The sequence below is a fragment of the Pseudoalteromonas sp. SR43-5 genome (assembly GCF_014163835.1).
Taxonomy (GTDB): Bacteria; Pseudomonadota; Gammaproteobacteria; order Enterobacterales; family Alteromonadaceae; genus Pseudoalteromonas; species Pseudoalteromonas distincta.
This window is the reverse complement of record NZ_JACJEA010000029.1, coordinates 26,305-48,129: the sequence shown is the minus strand read 5'-3', so window position 1 is coordinate 48,129 and position 21,825 is coordinate 26,305. Positions and strand designations below refer to the sequence as shown.

The window sequence follows — 21,825 nt, the reverse complement described above, 5'->3', positions numbered from 1 at the left end:
AAGTTTTTAGCTTACTGGTTTTTTTGTATCTTGAATTTGTTTATCGACTAAGCACGCGTGCATCCATTCTTCGTTACTCAGTATGTTTTTATAAAGCGCGAGTTGGTTTTGTGCTCGCTCTAAATTATGCTCTGCATGAGATACTTTAAAGTACACATCGTTATTTAAGTAATCAGTTAAAAAGCGCACACTTAACATGAGCGGCATTATTTTAGCGCCTAATAATAAGCTTTCTTGCTCTAGTATACTCATGCTATTTTTTAATGGCGTTACATAGCCTTTTACAATGGCTGAAAATATATCTTTTCGAATAACAACGTTGTGTAAGTTTGTTGAATCCTCGGCTTCGGGGGAGCAAAATGTACGTACCATGTCGCCAAAGTCATAAAGCCAAAATCCTGCCATGCAGGTGTCTAAATCAATAACTGCTTTTGCTTTGTGAGTTGTATTACAAAACAGCATATTATTTATTTTTGTATCGTTATGACACACTCTAAGCGGTATGTGTTTAGCTACCTGACTAAGCTCAGTAATTAAATGCTGCTGCGTTAAGCAATATTCTATTTCGTCAGCGCAGTGCTTTACTCTATTAACTACGTTGTTAGTGATTGCGGTATTTAATTGCTCAAAGCGCATCGCTAAGTTATGAAAATCAGGGATTACAGTGTGTAGCTGTTGCGCATCAAAATCTTGTAATGCATGAGCAAATACGCCAAAGGCGTAAGCCGCTTGCTCGCTCTGCTGGGTATTTTTAACAACGTCTTCGCTGTAGCTATCGCTAATATAGTTAAGGACGCGATAATACGCATTATCAATTTTTATTAAGTGTTCGTCGTTTTGTGTAGTTATATGTTTGATTATTTCAAGAGGGTAATTATTTTGCAGTTGTTTAGCATTTAAATGCTGCTCAATTAGTTTTGCATTACTCACTAACTGAGCAGGGTTTTTAAATACCTCAGTATTAAGTTTTTGCACAATAAATTGTTTATCAATACTTGTAAGTAGCCATGTACTATTTATATGACCGCTACCAATCGCACTAACTTGAGTTAACTCAGGGGGCAGTGCTAACAGTTCGCTTAGCTTATTTTGTATTGAGATATTCATTGTGCTCACTTATGTCCTTTTTTTATGCGTATCGGGCAACTATTTTTTCGATAATTTCAGCATTCGCTTCAGGAAAATCATAATTTTCTAATTCAGTAATTGCTACCCATTCGCTAGGTTGCCCTTCAGCGCCATGTGCTTCACCGCTAAAGTTACTTACTACGTGTACATCTAATTTAACGCATTTATCGCCGTAGTCATGTTCAATCACCATCAATTGGCTAGAGCTGTGAATGGTTAGTCCAACTTCTTCAATAAGCTCGCGTTTAAGTGCAACAAACACACTTTCTCCAGCTTCAACTTTACCACCAGGAAATTCCCATAAACCGCCTTGATGTTGTTCATCTGCACGTTTACAAATGAATATAGCGTTATTTTTCTTAATAACACCAACAGCTACATGTACAATTTCTATAGTCATTACTTTAAAACTCCATAAAAAAAAGCGACGCTAGCGCCGCTTTTTAATAAGCTACTGACAATATTGGGTTATTTTAATTTACCGCAACACTGTTTGAATTTTTGACCTGATTTACAAGGACAAGGGTCATTACGACCTACTTTTGGTTCTGTACGAGCCATTACTGTCGCTGTTTCTGGCGCTTCGCCACCTACGTGCTCAGCTTCTTCATGTTGGTATTCGCGAGGAGCATTTTCACTTTTACGGTGTTGCTCTTCTACTTTTTCAACATCTTCTTCTGCGCGTACTTGTACTTTACTTAGAATGCTTACAACATCTACTTTCAAGTTTTCAAGCATTTCGGAGAACAGCTCAAACGATTCACGCTTGTACTCTTGCTTAGGATTCTTTTGCGCGTAACCACGTAAATGAATACCTTGGCGTAAATGATCCATTGCAGCAAGGTGATCTTTCCAATGCTGATCAAGACTCTGTAGCATAATCGCTTTTTCGAATTGACGTAAAACAGAATCGCCAACTTGCTCTTCTTTTTGCTTGTATGAATGCTCAACCGCCTGCTCAATACGCTCACGAAGCTTTTCTTCGTATAGTTTATTGTCATCTGCTAACCACTGAGTAATAGGTAACTCAATTAAGAAGTCTTGTTTTAAACGCTCTTCAAGGCCAGGAATGTCCCACATTTCAGCAAGGCTTTGCGGTGCAATGTACTGATCAATTGTATTGCTAAGTACGTCACCACGAATTGCAGTAATAGTTTCTGAAATATCACCTTCTTCAAGTAGTTCGTTACGCTGAGAGTAAACAACACGACGTTGATCGTTTGCTACATCATCGTACTCAAGTAGTTGCTTACGAACGTCGAAGTTACGTGCTTCTACTTTACGCTGTGCATTTTCAATCGCACGGTTTACCCATGGATGTTCAATTGCTTCACCGCGTTGCATGCCTAATTTACGCATCATGTTAGTCATGCGCTCACCGGCAAATATACGCATTAGCGCATCGTCCATCGATAAGTAAAAACGGCTTGAACCAGCATCACCTTGACGACCAGAACGACCACGTAATTGGTTGTCTATACGACGAGATTCGTGACGTTCAGTACCAATGATATGTAAACCGCCGGCATCAATTACTGCATCATGGCGAATTTTCCAAGCTGCTTTAATTTCAGCAATTTGCTCATCAGTTGGGTTTTCAAGTTTTTCAACTTCACTGTTCCAGTTACCACCTAACACGATATCGGTACCACGACCGGCCATGTTTGTTGCAATTGTTACTGTTCCTGGTAGGCCAGCATCTGAAACGATGTCAGCTTCTTGCGCATGAAATTTAGCATTAAGTACATTGTGCTTAATTTTTTCTTTGCGTAAAAACTGCGATAAATACTCAGAGCTTTCAATTGAAATAGTACCAACAAGCACCGGTTGTCCACGGTCTTGGCAGTCTTTAATATCAATTAAAATAGCTTCGTATTTTTCTTCTTGCGTTAGGTAAACTAAATCGGCGCGATCATCACGAATCATCGGCTTATTAGTTGGCATAACAACGGTATCAAGGCCGTAGATTGACTGAAATTCAAATGCTTCAGTATCGGCTGTACCTGTCATACCTGCTAACGTTTCGTATAAACGGAAGTAGTTTTGGAACGTAATAGAGGCAAGTGTTTGGTTCTCGTTTTGAATTTTTACACCTTCTTTTGCTTCAACAGCTTGGTGTAAACCTTCTGACCAACGACGACCTTCCATTGAACGACCAGTATGCTCATCGATAATAATTACTTCGTTTTCTTTTACAACGTAATCAACATCTTTTTGGTATAGCTTATGAGCACGAAGGGCGGCATAAACATGGCTTAGTAGCGTAATGCTTGCTGCTGAATAAAGCGAATCGCCTTCTTCAATTAAGCCGCGCTCAGTAAGTAGCTCTTCTACTTTAATTTGACCACGTTCTGTTAAATGAACTTGCTTAGACTTTTCATCAATCGTGTAATCGCCATCGCCTTCAATACCTTCTTCGTCTTCTTTTTCTTGAAGCTCAAGTAAAGGAACGATGGTGTTTATTTCAGTGTATAGCTCAGAGCTATCCTCAGCTGGGCCTGAAATAATCAGCGGGGTACGTGCTTCATCTATTAAGATTGAATCCACTTCATCGACTACAGCATAGAATAATGGACGTTGAACTCGTTCATCAATGCTAAAAGCCATGTTGTCACGAAGGTAGTCAAAACCAAATTCGTTATTAGTACCGTATGTAATGTCGGCAGTATAAGCGAGCTTCTTTTGCTGCGGCATCATACCTGGTACGTTACAGCCTACTGTAAGGCCTAAAAATTCAAATAACGCACGGTTGGTTTCAGCATCACGTTTAGCAAGGTAGTCATTCACGGTAATTACGTGAACACCTTTGCCTGTTAAGCCGTTTAGATAAGCTGGTAGAGTAGCTGTAAGTGTTTTACCTTCACCGGTACGCATTTCTGCAATGCGACCTTGATGTAAAACCATACCACCTAATAACTGCACGTCGAAATGACGCATGCCATTTACACGCTTTGACGCTTCACGTACCACAGCAAAAGCCTCTGGTAGAATGTCGTCAAGGCTTTGTCCGTTATCGTAACGTTCTCTAAACTCAGCTGTTTTAGCTCTTAAATCTTCATCAGAAAGCGCTTCAAGTTGCGTTTCTAGCGCATTGATTAGCGCGACCGTCTTTCTTAAGTTTTTAATAGTGCGGTCATTGCGACTACCAAAAAGCTTGGTAAATAAATTAGATATCATGATAAAACCGTTACAATGTATTCTTTGTCAGCCGAGTATCGGCTAACCCATTTTTAACAATTGGTAATTAATATGTGCTTTTAAGTAACACTTAGAACATATTAATTAGCAATTTTGTATTAAACCGTTCAAAAAGCACTGTTTATTACGTGCGCTACTATACCAGACTCTGCCAAACAACAAACTATCTCAATAAAAAGATCGGTGTATAAAATCGAAAAATTTGATCTGGTTCGTAAAAATCACTTTGTATTACTCAATTACAGTAAAAATAGCAGCGAACTGTAAAGATATGGTGCTAAATAAATTAAAAACAAGGGTTATAGTTGCGCTTAAGTTTTACGCTTAAACACAACTATTAAATACATGTTTTATAATTTAAATTGATTAACCGTTTTGTTAAGCGCCGCAGCTAAATCACTTAAGTCACGAGCTTCGTCAGCGAGGGTGTGCGCATGGTCAGCGGTACTGTTCACTAAGTTATTAATTGCAGAAAGGCTCGTATTAATATCTTCAGCAACAACAGTTTGCTCCTCGGTAGATGTGGCTATTTGATGACTTTGGTCTTGTACTTTAGTAACCGACTGCGCAATATTGTGAAGTGAGCTAAGCACTTCTTTAGTTTGAAGCACTGAGCCCTCGGTTTGATCTTGTCCTTGTTGCATCATTACTGAGGCTTGTTGAGCTATTTGCTGCAAGCGCGAAATCATATTTCGAATATCGTCTGTTGATTCTTGTGTGCGACTTGCTAGTGAACGTACTTCATCAGCAACAACGGCAAAGCCTCTACCGTGTTCACCGGCACGAGCAGCCTCTATGGCCGCATTAAGTGCAAGTAAGTTGGTTTGATCAGCAATGGAATTAATTACATCGACTAATGCACCAATGTTATTACTTTCTTGCTCAAGACCTGCAACCACTTTAGATGCTTCGCCAATATGTAATGCCAGTTCAGTCATTACTGTTTGCGCCTGTGTAGAACGGCTAGCTCCTTCAGCTGTAATTGCTTGTACTTCTTCAGCTGCGTTATTTGTGTGTTGTGCGTTACGTGATATTTCAAGCACAGTAGTCGCCATTTCAGTTACCGCTGCGCTCACGCTATCAACTTGCTGTTTCTCTTGCTGAATTTCAGAATTTGTTTTCTCAGAAACACTTCTTAGCTGGGCCGCTGCATTACTTAGTTGTTCTGCTTGCGCTGCGGTATCAAGCATCATGGCGTGCAACTTATCAATAAAAGTGTTCATGTGGTTGGCCAGCTGTCCCACTTCATCTTGACTATTAATATAAATTTTTTGAGTAAGATCGCCTTCGCCCGATGCTATATCACGCATAATGTGCGTAAGCGTTGTAATGGGTTTTGAAATCATGTGGGTAGCCCATAAAATCATGGCTAATATAATGATTAAGATAATAATTACCGCCGTTGTTGTAGCGGTTACTGCAGCATTTACGGGCTCTTCAATCATAGTAGTTGGGATAAGTAGACCTACATACCAATCTATATAAGGCTGCTCTAGCTGCAGACGATGGTAAACCACATAAAACTGCTCACCTTTAAAAGTAACCATTTGGCTGCCTTCAAGGTTATTTCGCATTTGTGTATTTAACTCTTTAAAGCCTGCTGTATTTGTAAATTGTTGCTCAAGCGCATCGAGCCCTTCTTTACCGTTTGCACCTTCATCTGTAATTGAAAGTTTATGCCCAGTGGCCTTTGAAAAATGAACTACTTTTTGATTACCATCGAGTAAAAATCCATAACCTTGGCCGTTAAAGCGAATATTTTCGACCATGTCGTTAATTTTGTTTAATTGTAAATCAACACCGCCCATACCAATGAGTTTTCGCTGAGCGTTATAAACAGGTTGTTGTACTACTGCGGATGCTACGCCTGTGGTTAAATCAACAGAGATTGGACCTACGTAAAGCTTGTTAACTTGCATGGCTTCTTGCCACCACCCACGCTTGTAAGCGTAATAAGGCTGGCCGTTGTAGTGACTTGTACGCTCGTTTTCTTTAAAGTATTCACCGGTGGTTGCTGAGGCAAAAAAGGCCGATAAAATGTTTTCGTCATTTGAGCTTAAACGCACAAAGTCTTGGTTTACTTCGTTGTAACCTGGCGCGCTTTCGAGTGCTTGATCGCGTGTATCCCAATTTTCAAAAAAGTTGATTAAATGTGGGTTATTAACAAAGGTTGATACCATTTTACCGTACATCGCGAAGTAACTTTGCATTGAAAGTTGCTCGGTCTGTAGATAACTTTGTGCTTCGTTTTCTATGTTTTCTCTAGAGAGATTGGCAATGTGTTTAACAAAAAATGTTGAGGCGATAATTAGTAAAACGGTAATTGTTCCACCAATCAATAATAATATTTTCTTCCGTAATGATAAATTATTTAGCATGAGTACACATATTTTTATTATTTATGAAATTATATCTAATCATATCTTACTTAAAATCTCTATAAAGTTAGATAGAAAGAACTAATTATGCGTTTAAAATAAAGGCTTATACAAAAATGACAAAGAAAAGTAATAAATTAGTAGTATTAGGTGCAGGCTGGTTAGGACATGCTTTATGCGTAAGTGCACAAAAAGCTGACTGGCAAGTACAAGGAACGCATAGAACAGATATACACGAGTTTGACTTTGAGCGTCAGTTTACACTTGAAGATGGGCAATTAAGGCATCAAGTTGATTTACAAGATGCTTATTGGGTATGTGCTATTCCACCACGTAGCAGACACAGTGAAAGTAATTATCCTGAAACACTCACCGCAGCGCTTAAGCTTTCAAAGGAGCTAAACGCAAAGGGCTTTTTATTGTGCTCATCAACCGGGGTGTACGATCAAGAGCCTGGTGTATATAGTGAAAGTAGCGATATTTCATGCACAAACGAGCGCCAAATAAAGCTTTACGAAGCTGAAGAGCAAGTGCTTGAACAAGATGGCAAAATACTTCGTTTAGCTGGCTTACTAGGGCCTAATAGAGAGCCGGGGCGTTTTGTGGCAGCTAAAGAGCTCAATACATCAAGTGAGCAAGTGGTAAATATGGTGCATCAACAAGATGTAATTAATGCTATTTTTGCGGTGATAGAGCACTGGCAAGTAGGGCAAAATATTTATAATGTGGTTAATCCTGCGCACCCCACAAAAGCTGAATACTACGCGATGAAGTGTCAGCAACATGGTGGTGAAATGCCAACGTTTACAGGAACTGATTCGGCTGAGCGAAAAATATTAGGCTCAGCCATTGAAGCCTTAGGGTTTAGCTATCAGCACGGTATTTAATATGCTGAAGGCAGGGGACTGCTCTCTATAAAGTCGCATAGCTTACCTTCACTTAGTAATGTATTAGCAGCTTCGATATCGGGAGCAAAGTAGCGGTCTTTATCATAATAACTTACATGCTCGCGTAACAATGCTTTAGCGCTTTGCACTTTATCTGATGGTTCAAGCGGCTTTCTAAATTCTAGCCCTTGAACCGATGCTAACCATTCTATTGCCAAAACACCTTGGGTATTATTGGCCATTTCATCTAAGCGCCTTGCTGCAAAGGTTGCCATAGAAACATGATCTTCTTGATTTGCAGATGTAGGCAAGCTATCAACCGAAGCCGGATGCGCTAATGATTTGTTTTCTGATGCAAGCGCTGCTGCGGTAACTTGGGCAATCATAAATCCAGAATTTACCCCGCCGTTTTCAACTAAAAATGGCGGTAATTTGGATAGGTTTGAATCGATAAGTAATGCAATTCGCCTTTCTGCTAATGCGCCAATTTCTGCAATTGCGATTGCTAAGTTGTCAGCGGCCATTGCAACGGGCTCTGCATGAAAGTTTCCTCCCGATATTATGTCGCCTACATCGGCAAAAACTAGCGGATTATCGGTTACACCGTTTGACTCGCATAGTAACACTTCTGCAGCTTGGCGTATCTGAGTTAGGCAAGCACCTAGCACTTGAGGCTGGCAGCGAAGGCAATAAGGGTCTTGTACTTTTTCACAATTGACGTGGGAGTTACTAATCTGAGAGTGCGTATCGAGTAGCTCTCTAAATACTTGAGCGGTGTCTATTTGTCCGCGCTGTCCGCGAATTTCATGAATACGTGCATCAAATGGCGCGCGACTGCCCATTGCGGCTTCTATACTTATCGAGCCGATAACGCAGCTTTGTGCATATAGGTTCTCGCTTCTAAATAGGCCTTGTAGTGCAAACGCAGTCGACGCTTGTGTGCCATTTAATAATGCTAAGCCTTCTTTGGCTGCAAGGGTAAGGGGTTCAAGTCCCGCTATTTTTAACCCTTGTGCTGCGCTAATTATTTCTCCTTTATGTCGCATTTGACCTTCAGCTAATAAAGGTAGACACATATGTGCAAGAGGAGCTAAATCTCCCGAGGCCCCAACGGAACCTTTTTTAGGCACGCATGGATATACTTCGCTACTAAGCAGCTGCATAAAAAATTGGATCACTTGCAGGCGAATACCCGAGTAGCCACGTGAAAGCGAATTTACTTTTAAGGTGATCATTAACCTTACTGTGCTGTCATCCATGTATTCGCCAATACCCGCAGCGTGTGAAAGTACAATGGAGCGCTGTAATAATTCAAGTTCGTCGTCGGCAATTTTGGTATTGGCTAATAATCCAAAGCCGGTGTTAATTCCGTATACAGTGCGGTGTTCATTAATAACGTTTTGAACGGTTTGCGCGCTGGCTGCTATTTGCGACTCGGCATGCTTTGCAAGGCTTAACTTTACCGGTGAATTATTAATTTTTCTTAGTGTGTTTAAATCAAGTGATCCGGGTGTGAGAGTAAGTTCGAACATGATCATTCCTCGTTTAACATAGGTAGGTCTAAATTTTGTTCTTTAGCGCAGTTTTTTGCTATGTCGTATCCGGCATCAGCATGGCGCATTACACCTGTTGCAGGGTCGTTCCACAGTACGCGAGCAATACGCTCTTTAGCTTCATCAGTACCATCGGCAACAATAACTACACCAGAGTGCTGACTAAATCCCATTCCTACACCGCCACCATGATGAAGCGACACCCAAGTAGCGCCACTTGCGGTATTAAGCAGTGCGTTGAGTAATGGCCAATCTGATACTGCATCTGAGCCATCTTTCATGCTCTCTGTTTCGCGGTTAGGGCTGGCAACTGAGCCAGAGTCGAGGTGATCGCGACCAATAACTATAGGGGCTTTAAGTTCGCCATTTTTAACCATTTCATTAAAGGCCAGTGCAAGGCGTGCTCTATCTTTTAGGCCAACCCAGCAAATGCGTGCAGGTAAACCTTGGAATTGTATGCGTTCCCGCGCCATATCAAGCCAGTTATGCAAATGTGCATCATCAGGAATAAGCTCTTTTACTTTAGCGTCGGTTTTATATATATCTTCAGGGTCGCCTGATAATGCTACCCATCTAAATGGTCCAATCCCTTCACAAAATAAAGGGCGAATATATGCAGGCACAAATCCAGGAAAATCAAACGCGTTGGTAACACCCTCATCAAACGCCATTTGACGAATATTATTACCGTAATCAGTAGTGGCGGCACCGGCTTTTTGTAGTGCTAGCATAGCTTTAACTTGGACTGCCATTGATTGTTTAGCGGCTTTTACTACGGCTTTTGGATCTTGCTCACGCATTTTTGCTGCGTACTCCATTGTCCAGCCTTGTGGTAAGTAACCATTTAATGGATCGTGAGCAGATGTTTGATCTGTGACTACATCAGGGGTAATGCCTGTTTTAACCAGTGTACTAAATACATCGGCAGCGTTACCTAGTAAACCCACTGAGAGGGCTTTACCTTTAACACATGCATTGGTTACTAATTGCAGTGCGTGTTCAAGACTTGTTGCTTTTACATCAACGTAGCCTGTTTTTATACGAAAATCGATACGGCTTTCATCACATTCAACAACCAGTGCACTAAACCCAGCCATTGTAGCTGCAAGTGGTTGCGCACCGCCCATACCACCAAGACCACCTGTTAATACCCATTTACCACTAGCGCTACCTGCAAAATGTTGCTTTGCCATAGCTACAAAGGTTTCGTAAGTTCCTTGTACTATGCCTTGCGAGCCAATATAGATCCAAGAACCCGCCGTCATTTGCCCGTACATCATCAAGCCTTTTTTATCGAGCTCGTTAAAGTGCTCCCAATTTGCCCAGTGTGGAACAAGATTTGAGTTAGCAATAAGCACGCGAGGAGCATTACAGTGGGTTTTAAATACACCAACGGGTTTTCCTGATTGTACAAGCAGGGTTTCGTCGCTTTCGAGCCTATCGAGGGTTTCTATAATTTTGTCATAACTTGGCCAATCACGAGCTGCTCGGCCAATACCACCATATACAACAAGTGCATGAGGATGCTCTGCAACTTCAGGGTCTAAGTTATTCATTAGCATGCGCTTAGCAGCTTCTGTTTGCCAGCTTTTAGCACTTATTTTATCTCCGAGAGGTGCACGTATTACGCGACTTGTGTCGAGTCGGTTGTTCATGTTTTGCTCCTGTTGTATATACAAGGTGATTTGTTATAAAAAAAGCGCAGTAAGCGCTATTGTTTGTTATTTTTTAAATGTTAAGTGGCCACCTAAGCGATATTTACTGCCTGGTGATACAAGGCGCGCAAAGCTTACAATGCCTTTAACAGACCAGGTGCGTCGGATTACTTGTAAGCATGGCTCTTCATTATATAAATTTAACCATTGGCACATTTCGCTGTTTGGCATAATGGCCTCTACTGTATGCCTTGCTTGGGTAAGTGGGGCAACACTAGATAGATATTCATGAGGTGTAAGCATGCTAAAGTCTTGTTGTAAGTAGCCAGTCGCAAGGGCAGGGTTTACAAAACGCTCTTCTAGCTGCAAAGGGCTGTCGTTTTCGTTATGCACAAGTACACTTCGATATACAACACTGTCAACCTCAACACCAAGTGCAATGGCAATAGGTGCTACTGCATTTATTGATTCGAGTATGAGTACACTACAGGTGTAGTTGCCGTTACGCTCTTTTACTTCATCAGCAATATTTTTTATTTCAAGTAACGATGACTGCGATTTAAATGTAGCTACAAATGTACCAAGCCCTTGGCTGCGGGTTAAAATACCTGCCTCGGTTAATTCGCTTAGTGCTCTGCGGGCTGTCATCCTGCTTACACTAAATTGACTACTTAGTTCGTTTTCAGAGGGAACACGTTGGTTTTCTTGCCACGTACCGCTGCGAATTTTATCAACAATGAATTGTTTTATTTGCGCAAATTTAGGTGTCGTCATTAAATTTATGGTTACATTAAAAATAAACTATATAAATAAGATGACACAATTATCTTGTATATACAAGATGGGTTGTTAGACTATATTTTCATCACTCTGGGCGTAAAAAGGGCTAAAAAATGCAAAGCACAACACAAAATTATGAGTTAGAAGAAATCGACTTACTTTTAACTGATGCCAATATTGCCACTATGGATAGCAATATAAATGCCCCTTATGGCGCAATCGAAAATGCTGCTATAGCCATTAAAAATGGTAAAATTGCGTGGATTGGAGAGCAATCAACATTGCCTAGTTTTGATGTGTTTGCAACGCCGACATTGAGTGTAAAAGGACAGTGGTTAACGCCGGGCTTAGTAGATTGCCATACTCACTTAGTATTTGCAGGTTCAAGATCGCAAGAGTTTGAACAGCGTTTGCAAGGCGTAAGCTATGAGCAAATCGCAGCACAAGGCGGTGGCATAGCAAGCACGGTTAAAGCCACAAGAGCAGCCGACCGTGAACAATTGTTTGTAGATGCAAAAGATCGCTTAAATACGTTATTAAAAGAAGGTGTAACCACCGTTGAAATAAAGTCTGGTTATGGGCTAGATACTGAAAATGAGATAAAAATATTAGAAGTCGCTCGTTTATTAGGTCAACATCACCCTATTGATATTAAAACTACTTTTTTAGGGGCGCATGCTCTACCGCCTGAATACAAAGGCCGTGCTGATGAATATATTGATTTAGTGTGTACTGACATGCTTGATCAGGTAGTGGCTAATAATCTTGCTGATGCAGTCGATGTATTTTGTGAAAATGTTGGGTTTAGTTATTCGCAAACCAAACGTGTTTTCCAGGCGGCTAAAAAGCATAACCTCCCAGTAAAATGCCATGCTGAGCAGCTATCTAATCAACAGGGTGCTAAGCTGGTGGCGCAGTTTAATGGCCTTTCGGCGGATCATATTGAGCATCTAGATGAAGAGGGTGTAAAAGCCATGGCAGACGCTGGGACGGTAGCGGTATTATTGCCAGGTGCATTTTATTTTTTAAGAGAAACTAAATTCCCACCTATTGAATTACTTAATCAATATAAAGTACCTATAGCTATTGCGAGTGATTTTAACCCAGGTACTTCACCACTATGCTCAGTGCACTTGATGATGAACATGGCATGCACATTGTTTAGATTAACACCTGAGCAAGCATTAGCTGGTGTTACTCGAAATGCAGCTAAAGCACTAGGTTTAGACGACCGTGGTATTTTAAAGGTTGGCGCAAGAGCTGATATTGCGCATTGGCAAATAAGTCATCCATCACAATTAAGTTACCAATTTGGCGTAAATAAACTGTTAAATTTATGGATTTTGGGTAGAATTAATTAGTTTGTATTATTTTTACCCACATATAACTTGGTTTAAACTTTTTTAGCGAATACGGATGCCGTTAATTTGAACATACTAACCGACAGTAATTTCCCAATATTTTTTAGTGGTGCACTATTAATGGCGATGATCGCCACTTTATTTGCTGTTAAAAATACCAGTATTAAATTTAGTTATTTATGCACAGCTGCTGTTGGTTTAGCTATTTTAAGCAGCGGTGCGGCTTGGCTTGCTATTTTACTAGCCTTTGGGTTTTGTTTTCACTTATGGCAAGCATTTGAGCGAAATAATTGGAGCATGATAATTACCAGCTCAATGGCTGGTCTTTTATTTGTTGTTCTATTTTCAGCTCATTTATTATTGGAAGTTCCGCTATTTTGGGTTGTGTTAGCAATATTATTATTAGCTATTGTTGGCTTTTTAAATGATGAAAGCGCTGAAATAGAAGTCGTTATAGAGCCAGAACCTGAAGGTGATACATTTGTTGAAGAGTCTCCGCTTTCAGTTTTTGCAGATAGAAAACAGTTACGCCAAGGTTACTATGCATGGTGCGACAACAAACAAATAAGCGCAGCGTTAATCGTTATTCGCCTTGAAGGCTTTGAGCAAGTTAACCAGCATATTGGACGCGACTTTGGCGATATACTGTTAGCGCAATCGGCTAATCGAATAAAAGAGCTACTTTCAAGTGACGAAATAGTGACTTTAACTGGACAAGAAAAGCTAGCCCACTTAGGGGGTCTTAACTTTGCATTTATTTGTAGTTTCGCGAATCAAAAACACTTACATGAATTAGTTATTGACCAAATACTGGGTGCAACGCTTAAGCCATTTAATGTTGCTAACTGCACTGTAGAAGTAAAAGCGAGAGCGAGTTATGTTGATTGTAATGAGCAAGATAACAACTTTGATAATTTAATATCGTACGCATATCTGGCACTCGATAGCCACCCAGATCGCAAGGTTGTGCCTTATCATCAACAAATGATGATTGAATTGCGAGAGCAACAAGCGCGACTAAAGGAATTAGCAAATATTGATTTTTCGAGCGAGTTAGAGCTTTATTTTCAGCCTATTATTTGTAACGAAAACGGTCAAATTGAGTTTTTAGAATTACTACTGCGTTGGCAGCACCCTAAGCAAGGGATTTTATCCGCTAACAGGTTTATCGACGACATTAGAATTGCAGGGCTTGGTTATCCACTCGCTAAATTTGTAATAGAGAGAGCTGCTGAGCTTGCAATGGCGCTTAGAATAGAAGGTATTTCTATACCGCTTAGCATTAACGTATTTGGTCCTGAAATGCTTAACGAAGAGTTTATTGAATTTGTTGATGTTGTTTTAAGTGAGCATCACTTGGAAGCTGGCGATTTAATTGTTGAATGCCCTTTGCATATTTTTGCGGGACTAGATGATAAAGGCAGAGGCATGATCGCAAGGCTTAATAACATAGGCTTAAAAGTATGTGTTGATGGACTTGGTGATAACCCGGTACTGCTTTCTAAGTTACCAAGCTTAGCGGTAGAGTATATTAAGGTTTCACCTTCACTGACTGCTGACTTTAGTAATCAAAATAATATACGCAGTTTAGTTAGCGGAATGGTTGAAATGCATAACCAACAAAAAACAAAAGTGATTTTTGAAGGGGTAGAAACACTTGAGCAACTTAAGTTTGTAAAAAGCTTAAAAGGTTATGCTGCCCAAGGTTATTACTTTGGTCACCCGCTAAGTAGTATTGGTTTAATGAGCTGGCTAAAAGAGTGGCGATTAGTTCAACAGCGCTAAGTGTTTTCTTTGGCTTGTAGATAGCTATTCACAAGTGCACTGATCACTTGTCCTACATGGGCAGCACCGGCCTCAACTCCGTTAGGGTGCTGGCTAGGCGCTGCTTCACATAAATGTAAGTACTTAGAGTCGCGATGGTTTGCTGCTAAATGCACAAAGTGCTCAGTGTCATTCACACTAAATCCGCAACATGTGTACGCACTCACCGGCATGTAAGTAATACTATCTAAATCAACTTCAATACCCAGTGGTAAATCGTTAAAATTACTTAATGCGTTTTCAATTGCCTGCGTGAGTGTAGTTTTTCGCTTAACTTGTATTGATTGATAGCTATCAAACGTAAAGTTAGCTTCACTCATTGCATCTATAATTGCTTGATTGTTTTTTATCTCATGTAAGCCAATAACGTGGTAATTACTTAGATGTTGCTCGTTATAAGCGTAGCGAAAGCCATTGCCGCTATGGCGACCTTCACATTCTCTAAAGTCGGCATGAGGGTCAAAGTTGATAGCATTAATAGGTGTATTTTTTGACTTACTCAGGGCACGGATAATTCCCAAGCAATTGTTATGACCTCCGCCAATAACGATTGGCTCAAGCCCTGCTTTAAAAATAAGGCTCAATACCGACTCTACGCGTTCATCAAGCTGTTGGCATAAATCTCGTAATTGAGTTAACTGCTGGCCTTGCTGATTATTAAGCTGGTTGCTTTGCGCCATTAAATCATCAGTATTAACTTCACCCAATAAAAGCACTTTTTGAGTGGCAATAAATTGATTGTGAGGTTGGTTTAAAAAGCGTTTTAAAAAAGCCGGCCATGCTTCGTTTGCACCGCCATTTCCTAAGTTTGCTTTTGGGCCGATATCTTCGCAAATACCCAGAAGTACATAGCGGATACCAAATTGAGCAGCGTCAACAAGTGCTTGTTGCAGGTTTACTTGGGTGTCGAGCAAGGCCATTGATTGCCATGCTTTTTTCTCATTTGCGCGGGTAGAGCAAAGTGTTCTAACCGCGCTTTCATCATATACTTTTAAATGGGAAGTCACGTTATACTTCTACAACTTCCAACTCTAATTCTTCTGCAGATAAAACAATGCCTGTGCTATCAGCATAAATAAAGTCGTCATCAAAAAATGATACCCCAGCAAAGTTAACGCCTATAGCATCTTCACCAGCTCCTTCGCTGTCGGCTGCAACAGGGATTGAAGCAATTGCTTGAATGCCTAAATCAAGCTCTTCAAGCTCATCAACGTGGCGTACTGCGCCGTAAACAACAATACCATTCCAGTTGTTTTCAAGTGCTAGCTCAGCCAGTTCAATGTCGATTAGTGCGCGACGAGTTGAGCCGCCACCATCAATAAGAAGTACTAGGTCTGTACCATCTTGAGAAAGTAATTCGCGGATGAGTTCATTATTTTCAAAACATTTAACCGTTTTAATGCGGCCACCAAAGCTGTGTCGACCACCAAAGTTGATGAACATAGGCTCTAGCACGTCAACCACGTCAGCAAAGTGGTCGCATAAATCAGAAGTGCTGTAATCCATTATTTTATCCTCAAAAGGTACATTAATTTATATCTCAGTATACCCTCCTTATAAGCAATAACAACGACTTAATCGCAGTAAATTTAGGCAAAACAAGCGCTAAATCATTAATCGCAATAATAGTGTATTAAAAGCGTCACTCAATTGTTATTTACAACACATAAGCTAAATCGGTGTTCATATGTTATGCGATGAGGGATGGTGATGAATAATAATATGCTTAAAAAGGTAACTCAGATAGATGAGCAATTATTTTTAACTTTGTTTAATTGCAATTCACCGAGGTGGTTTAAAACAATGGCCTTTGGTTTGTCTAAAAGCGGTGATGGTGGGCTTTATATATTAATATGCTTAGCAGTGTGGTGGCTTAGTAATAATGAACAGCACCAATTATTGCCTGTCACTATATTAATTGGTTTTGCTATAGAAAGACCTATTTACCTACTAGCTAAAAATAGATTTGCTCGGATCCGTCCATGCGACTGCTTAGTAACAAATGCCTATATAGTACCAAGCGATAAATTTAGTTTACCATCGGGTCACAGTGCTGCAGCCTTTTTAGTGGCAATTATATTAAGCCATTTTTTCCCAGAATATGCATTACTACTATTTAGTTGGGCTACCGGCGTTGCTATGTCTCGTGTGGTATTGGGTGTGCACTTTCCTGCTGATATTATAATAGGCGCAACGATTGGTAGTTTTTGTGGTTTATTTGCGTTAGCACTCGTGGTGCCTGCATGAAAATATTGTATGGAGTACAAGGTACCGGTAATGGTCATATAACGCGCGCTCGGGTTATGGCAAGCTGCTTTAATAAGCTCGGTATTGATGTTGATTATGTGTTTTCAGGGCGCGCAAATAAAGATTACTTTGATATGCACGAATTCTCAGATTATAAAGCGTATCGTGGTTTGTCGTTTAGCACTGAAAATGGGCAAGTTAAAAATTTAAAAACACTTAAAAACATGCGAATTTGTAAGTTGGTGAGTGATATAAAATCGCTTGAGATAAAACAGTACGATTTTGTACTTAACGACTTTGAGCCTGTGACAGCATGGGCTGCAAAACGGGCAGGTATACCCGTTATTGGCATTAGTCACCAAGCAGCATTTTTGTCAGATAACGTACCTATGTTTGGTCGTGGCGTACTGAGAAAATCACTTATCAAGCATTATGCACCAGCGACTACCTACTTAGGCGTGCACTGGCAACCATTTGCAAATAATATAATACCGCCTTTTATTGCTCATCATAATCACGACAACCCTGTAGCAGTAATGAACAAGGTATTGGTATATTTACCTTTCGAAAACTTAGATAGCGTTGTTGATTATTTAAAAGACTTTCCCGAAAAAGAATTTTATTGCTATCACCCAAATGCCAGCAATCAGTCTTTTGGACATATACATTTACGAGCCCCTTCACGTTCTGGCTTTTTAAACGACTTAGCAAACACAAGTGGCGTTATTGGTAATGCGGGATTTGAGCTTGCCAGTGAAGCGCTTAAGTTAGGTAAAAAGTTACTATTAAAGCCTTTAGATGGTCAGTTTGAGCAAGCAGCAAATGCACAAACTTTATTTGCCATGGGCATGGCGCATGTTATGAACTATTTAAACCCACAAGCCCTTGATGATTGGAATAGCGCGCCGCAAAACAAGCAAATAAATTACCCCAGCGATCCCGCGCCTTTAATTGATTGGTTGGTTAAACAACAATGGAATAACACACAATCGTTACATAAAGGTTTGTGGGATAGTGTCGCCTTATAGCCATCACATTTAAACTGTTTAGAATTACCAATAATAAAAAGTTAAATTAATTAGTCGCTGTTGATCTATTAGCTATAATACAAATGCATATTTAAAAAAGGCGTTAGCGATGAATTTTTTACAAAACTTAACAATTAAACGACGTTTACAACTAAACGCAGTCGTTGTTGGTTTAGCAATGGTGGTCCTTTTATGCGTGATTATTTTTGAATCACGTACAACCTTGAGCTTAAACAAGACTATTCAATTAGCAGAAGAGCTCAACGTACATGCATTAGCATTGCGTAAACATGAAAAAAACTTTTTGTTTTATAAACAAGAAGACGCGTTAACTGCATTTGAAACGGATTTTGAGCAGTTAAGTGATAAAGTAAAAAAGTTACAACAGTTAATGGCTAACCAAAGTATCGCACAGGAGCAGGTCCAGCGCTTTGAGCAACTAATAAATAGCTATAATAATGATTTTGAAACTGTTGTTAAGCTTCAAAAAGAGATTGGTTTAACCCCGACCGACGGGTTATATGGCAAGCTTAGAAGCTCGGTTCATGAAGTTGAGCAACTATTAAAAGAGCAGCAAAATTACCAACTGCTGTCGTCAATGCTGCAACTAAGACGCTCAGAAAAAGATTTCATGCTGAGATTTGATATTAAGTACCTAGGGCGTTTTAATGAGGGAATTAATACATTTAAGCAGCAGGTAGCTGCAGCACAGCTGCCAAGCGACTATAAAGCACAAATTAATCCTTTGATTGATATATACCAAAGCGAATTTCAAACACTTGTGCAGGCGCAAACTAAGCTAGGGCTAGATCTTGAGTCAGGCGCACTTGGAGTAATGCGTGACAGTGTAGATAAAAGCGACGCCATTGTTTCTAAAATCGTTAAAGACACTAAGTTACAAGTAGAGCAAAGTGTAGAGCAGGCTCAATTTTTAGCTATTTTGGTATTTGTGATTGCAGGTGTGATTGTATTAGCACTCGTTTATTTTACAAGCCACTCCATTATTGTACCTATTGAGCGGGTTTATCACACCATTAACGATATTCGTCGTAATAATGATTTGAGCGTGATGATAGAGCAAACTGGTAAAGACGAAATTACCACCATGACGGTCGACTTTAATAGCTTAATAGGCGATTTTAAGAACTTAATTAACGAAGTTAATGGTGCTTTAAACACGCTTAATGTAGCAACAGAGCATTTATCACAAAGTACCGCAGCAACAAGCTCTGGTATGCAAGAGCAACTACATGAAGCCGACATGGTTGCAACGGCAGCCACCGAAATGCAGGCGACGATTCAGGATATTTCACATAATACTGAGGCGGCTGCGAAAAAAGCAGAGTCAACAAATTTAAGTGCACAACAAGGGCGTAGTGAAGTAGATTCTACCGTTAAGCACATTAGGGCCCTATCTGATTCGCTGGGGAATGCATCAAATGTAGTGTCGCAACTTGAAAAAGATGGTGAAACAATTGGTTCAGTGCTTGATGTAATTCGAGGAATTGCAGATCAAACAAATTTACTTGCACTTAATGCGGCAATAGAAGCGGCCCGTGCTGGTGAGTATGGTCGTGGTTTTGCTGTTGTTGCAGATGAGGTTCGTTCATTAGCAAAGCGTACTCAAGAGTCTACAAGTGAGATTGAAGGTATTATAAGTACCTTACAGCAGCGTACTCAAGAAGTGGTGAGTATTATGCACAAATGTCGCTCTCAAGGTGATGAAAGTGCCTCGCAAGCAATTAAAGCAGGTGAGCTATTAGGCGCAATTACTGAAGATGTACAAACAATAATGGAAATGAGCTCTCAAATAGCGGTTGCTATTGATGAGCAAAGCCAAGTGGCGTCAGAGGTTAATAAAAATGTAGTAAGAATTCGCGATATTGCACAAGACGCAACTGAACACGCTGCTAACAATGCGCAAACAAGTGAAGAAGTCTCTGAGCAGGCTCGCGTTCTGTTCACTGCAATTGATAAATTTAAGGTTTAATAACGCTTAATAGAACGGGCCTACAAAGTTTAAGGAACAAATTTTATAGGCACGCTATCTTTACTTTTTTCGTGTTCAGTTACCCGCGCTAAATATTCACTCCACAATGTATCTTGTTGCTGTTGTAGTTTTTCAAAGTAGCGCCAGCTAAATAGTCCGCTGTTATGGCCATCGTCAAAATCTAAACGAAGTGCGTAATGCCCAACAGGTACAATACTTTTTATTCCTACAGCTTGCTTATTAAGTACTAGCTTCATTGGGCCAGAGCCATGGCCCTGCACTTCAGCTGAAGGAGAGTGTACACGTAAAAACTCACAGCTAAATACAGCTTTACTGTCATCATCAAAGTAAACATCTAGATTTTTACTTACACTGTGGTAATGCACTTTTGTTACGTGTTTCATTTAATATATCCCATTAAAAAGCCCCCAATCTGGAGGCTTTTAGTATAACGTTTATATTCGTTTTATAGAATAAAGCGGCTTAAGTCTTCATCTTCAACAAGTGCACCTAAGTGTTTCTCAACATAAGCGGCGTCGATTACTAATGACGAGCCTGCTTTTTCAGAAGCGTCGTATGAAATTTCTTCCATCAATCTTTCCATTACAGTGTGTAAACGACGAGCACCGATGTTTTCGGTTTTCTCGTTAACTTGCCAAGCTGCTTTGGCAATACGTTCAATTGCATCGTCGCTAAACTCAATCGATACCTGCTCAGTTTTAAGCAGCTCTCGTTGTTGCTCGGTAAGCGATGCATGAGGCTCTGTAAGGATGCGTTTAAAGTCATCTGCAGTAAGTGCTTCAAGTTCTACTCGAATCGGTAAGCGGCCCTGTAGCTCTGGGATCATATCTGATGGCTTTGCCATCTGAAACGCACCAGAGGCAATAAACAGCATATGGTCAGTTTTAACCATTCCGTGCTTAGTATTTACAGTTGAACCTTCAATTAGCGGTAGTAAGTCGCGCTGAACACCTTCTCGGCTCACATCTGGACCTGAAGAATCGCCGCGCTTACAAATTTTGTCTATTTCATCAATAAACACAATACCGTTTTGCTCTACTGCAAAAATAGCTTGCTCTTTTAGCTCTTCAGGATTTACTAATTTAGCGGCTTCTTCTTCCGTTAATAGTTTGAAGGCTTCTTTGATTTTTAGTTTACGCTTAGTGCGCTTATCGCCGCCCATGTTTTGAAACATGCTTTGTAGCTGGTTGGTCATATCTTCCATACCAGGAGGCGCCATAATTTCTACGTTTGGTTGTGCTTGTGCTAAATCGATTTCAATTTCTTTATCATCTAGCTGACCTTCACGTAGCTTTTTACGGAACGTTTGGCGAGTTGATGAGTTATCATCACGCTGCGTTTCGCCGTATTGATCTTTCGCTGGTGGTAAAAGGGCATCTAAAATGCGCTCTTCTGCTGCTTCTTCGGCGCGATGTTTAAATTTCTTAGTCTGCTGTTCGCGAGTCATTTTAATTGATACATCGACTAAATCGCGGATGATAGTCTCAACTTCTTTACCAACATAGCCAACTTCAGTGAACTTAGTCGCTTCTACTTTAATAAAGGGTGCGTTAGCAAGTTTTGCTAATCGGCGGGCAATTTCTGTTTTACCTACACCGGTTGGACCAATCATTAAAATGTTTTTTGGTGTTACTTCGCTGCGTAAATCTTCTTTGAGTTGCATGCGGCGCCAGCGGTTACGAAGTGCGATAGCCACTGCTTTTTTTGCTTTAGCCTGACCTATAATGTGCTGATCTAGCTCGTGAACAATTTCTCTTGGGGTCATATCAGACATG

The 21,825-nt window shown here is 40.3% G+C and carries 17 protein-coding genes; 6 read left to right on the top strand and 11 right to left on the bottom strand.

Annotated features, from left to right (window positions below; translation table 11 throughout):
* Nucleotides 1-6: 6 nt before the first annotated feature.
* The 4 genes from H5090_RS16045 to H5090_RS16030 all read right to left on the bottom strand — a co-directional run bounded on the left by H5090_RS16045 (nt 7) and on the right by H5090_RS16030 (nt 6,704).
* Nucleotides 7-1,107: a phosphotransferase enzyme family protein gene (locus H5090_RS16045; RefSeq protein ID WP_182696200.1), complete on the bottom strand. Its 1,101-nt coding sequence runs from the start codon at nt 1,105-1,107 to the stop codon at nt 7-9.
* A 22-nt stretch (nt 1,108-1,129) separates the two neighbouring features.
* Nucleotides 1,130-1,528: an 8-oxo-dGTP diphosphatase MutT gene (mutT, locus tag H5090_RS16040; RefSeq protein WP_007377262.1), complete on the bottom strand. Its 399-nt coding sequence runs from the start codon at nt 1,526-1,528 to the stop codon at nt 1,130-1,132.
* Between the two features lie 68 nt (nt 1,529-1,596).
* Nucleotides 1,597-4,305: a preprotein translocase subunit SecA gene (gene secA / locus H5090_RS16035; RefSeq protein ID WP_182672761.1), complete on the bottom strand. Its 2,709-nt coding sequence runs from the start codon at nt 4,303-4,305 to the stop codon at nt 1,597-1,599.
* A gap of 371 nt (nt 4,306-4,676) precedes the next feature.
* A complete protein-coding gene (locus H5090_RS16030) occupies nt 4,677-6,704 on the bottom strand; it encodes a methyl-accepting chemotaxis protein (protein ID WP_182682813.1) in 2,028 nt (675 codons plus the stop codon).
* Nucleotides 6,705-6,820: 116 nt separating this feature from the next.
* Here H5090_RS16030 and H5090_RS16025 point away from each other — a divergent pair, with 116 nt between their 5' ends.
* Nucleotides 6,821-7,591: an NADP-binding protein gene (locus tag H5090_RS16025; RefSeq protein WP_182696199.1), complete on the top strand. Its 771-nt coding sequence runs from the start codon at nt 6,821-6,823 to the stop codon at nt 7,589-7,591.
* Here the strand turns inward: H5090_RS16025 and hutH are convergent.
* The 3 genes from hutH to hutC form a co-directional block, all read right to left on the bottom strand.
* A complete protein-coding gene (gene hutH / locus H5090_RS16020) occupies nt 7,588-9,123 on the bottom strand; it encodes a histidine ammonia-lyase (protein ID WP_182696198.1) in 1,536 nt (511 codons plus the stop codon). The genes H5090_RS16025 and hutH overlap by 4 nt on opposite strands.
* Nucleotides 9,124-9,125: 2 nt before the next feature.
* Nucleotides 9,126-10,799, bottom strand: a complete 1,674-nt coding sequence (gene hutU / locus H5090_RS16015; protein ID WP_182696197.1) for a urocanate hydratase — start codon at nt 10,797-10,799, stop codon at nt 9,126-9,128.
* 66 nt (nt 10,800-10,865) lie between these two features.
* Complete coding sequence (hutC, locus tag H5090_RS16010) at nt 10,866-11,573, bottom strand: histidine utilization repressor (RefSeq protein ID WP_002959947.1); 708 nt, start codon at nt 11,571-11,573, stop codon at nt 10,866-10,868.
* A 119-nt stretch (nt 11,574-11,692) separates the two neighbouring features.
* On the opposite strand from hutC, the gene hutI reads away from it, so the two are divergent.
* A complete protein-coding gene (gene hutI / locus H5090_RS16005; RefSeq protein ID WP_182696196.1) occupies nt 11,693-12,940 on the top strand; it encodes an imidazolonepropionase in 1,248 nt (415 codons plus the stop codon).
* A 120-nt stretch (nt 12,941-13,060) separates the two neighbouring features.
* The gene (locus H5090_RS16000) at nt 13,061-14,725 is read left to right on the top strand and encodes an EAL domain-containing protein (protein ID WP_182696203.1); all 1,665 of its coding nucleotides are present in this window, start codon (nt 13,061-13,063) and stop codon (nt 14,723-14,725) included.
* Here the strand turns inward: H5090_RS16000 and H5090_RS15995 are convergent.
* Nucleotides 14,722-15,771 carry a formimidoylglutamase gene (locus H5090_RS15995; protein WP_165723716.1) on the bottom strand — a complete coding sequence of 350 codons (1,050 nt, stop codon included), beginning with the start codon at nt 15,769-15,771 and terminating at the stop codon, nt 14,722-14,724. The two genes, H5090_RS16000 and H5090_RS15995, sit on opposite strands and share 4 nt — an antisense overlap.
* Before the next feature lies 1 nt (nt 15,772).
* A complete protein-coding gene (gene rraA, locus H5090_RS15990; RefSeq protein WP_002959955.1) occupies nt 15,773-16,270 on the bottom strand; it encodes a ribonuclease E activity regulator RraA in 498 nt (165 codons plus the stop codon).
* A 201-nt stretch (nt 16,271-16,471) separates the two neighbouring features.
* Between rraA and H5090_RS15985 the strand changes: the two genes are divergently transcribed.
* The 3 genes from H5090_RS15985 to H5090_RS15975 all read left to right on the top strand — a co-directional run bounded on the left by H5090_RS15985 (nt 16,472) and on the right by H5090_RS15975 (nt 20,029).
* On the top strand, nt 16,472-17,011 hold the full coding sequence (locus H5090_RS15985) for a phosphatase PAP2 family protein (protein ID WP_024596307.1): 540 nt from the start codon (nt 16,472-16,474) through the stop codon (nt 17,009-17,011).
* Nucleotides 17,008-18,039: an MJ1255/VC2487 family glycosyltransferase gene (locus tag H5090_RS15980; RefSeq protein ID WP_002958362.1), complete on the top strand. Its 1,032-nt coding sequence runs from the start codon at nt 17,008-17,010 to the stop codon at nt 18,037-18,039. The genes H5090_RS15985 and H5090_RS15980 overlap by 4 nt, the downstream gene beginning before the upstream one ends.
* A 109-nt stretch (nt 18,040-18,148) precedes the next feature.
* Complete coding sequence (locus H5090_RS15975; protein ID WP_165723718.1) at nt 18,149-20,029, top strand: methyl-accepting chemotaxis protein; 1,881 nt, start codon at nt 18,149-18,151, stop codon at nt 20,027-20,029.
* Nucleotides 20,030-20,058: 29 nt separating this feature from the next.
* On the opposite strand, the gene H5090_RS15970 is transcribed toward H5090_RS15975, so the two are convergent.
* The gene (locus H5090_RS15970; RefSeq protein ID WP_002958364.1) at nt 20,059-20,433 is read right to left on the bottom strand and encodes a gamma-butyrobetaine hydroxylase-like domain-containing protein; all 375 of its coding nucleotides are present in this window, start codon (nt 20,431-20,433) and stop codon (nt 20,059-20,061) included.
* A 62-nt stretch (nt 20,434-20,495) separates the two neighbouring features.
* Entirely contained in the window at nt 20,496-21,824 is a 1,329-nt protein-coding gene (hslU, locus tag H5090_RS15965; protein ID WP_024596310.1) for an HslU--HslV peptidase ATPase subunit, read from the bottom strand.
* Nucleotide 21,825 lies beyond the last annotated feature (1 nt).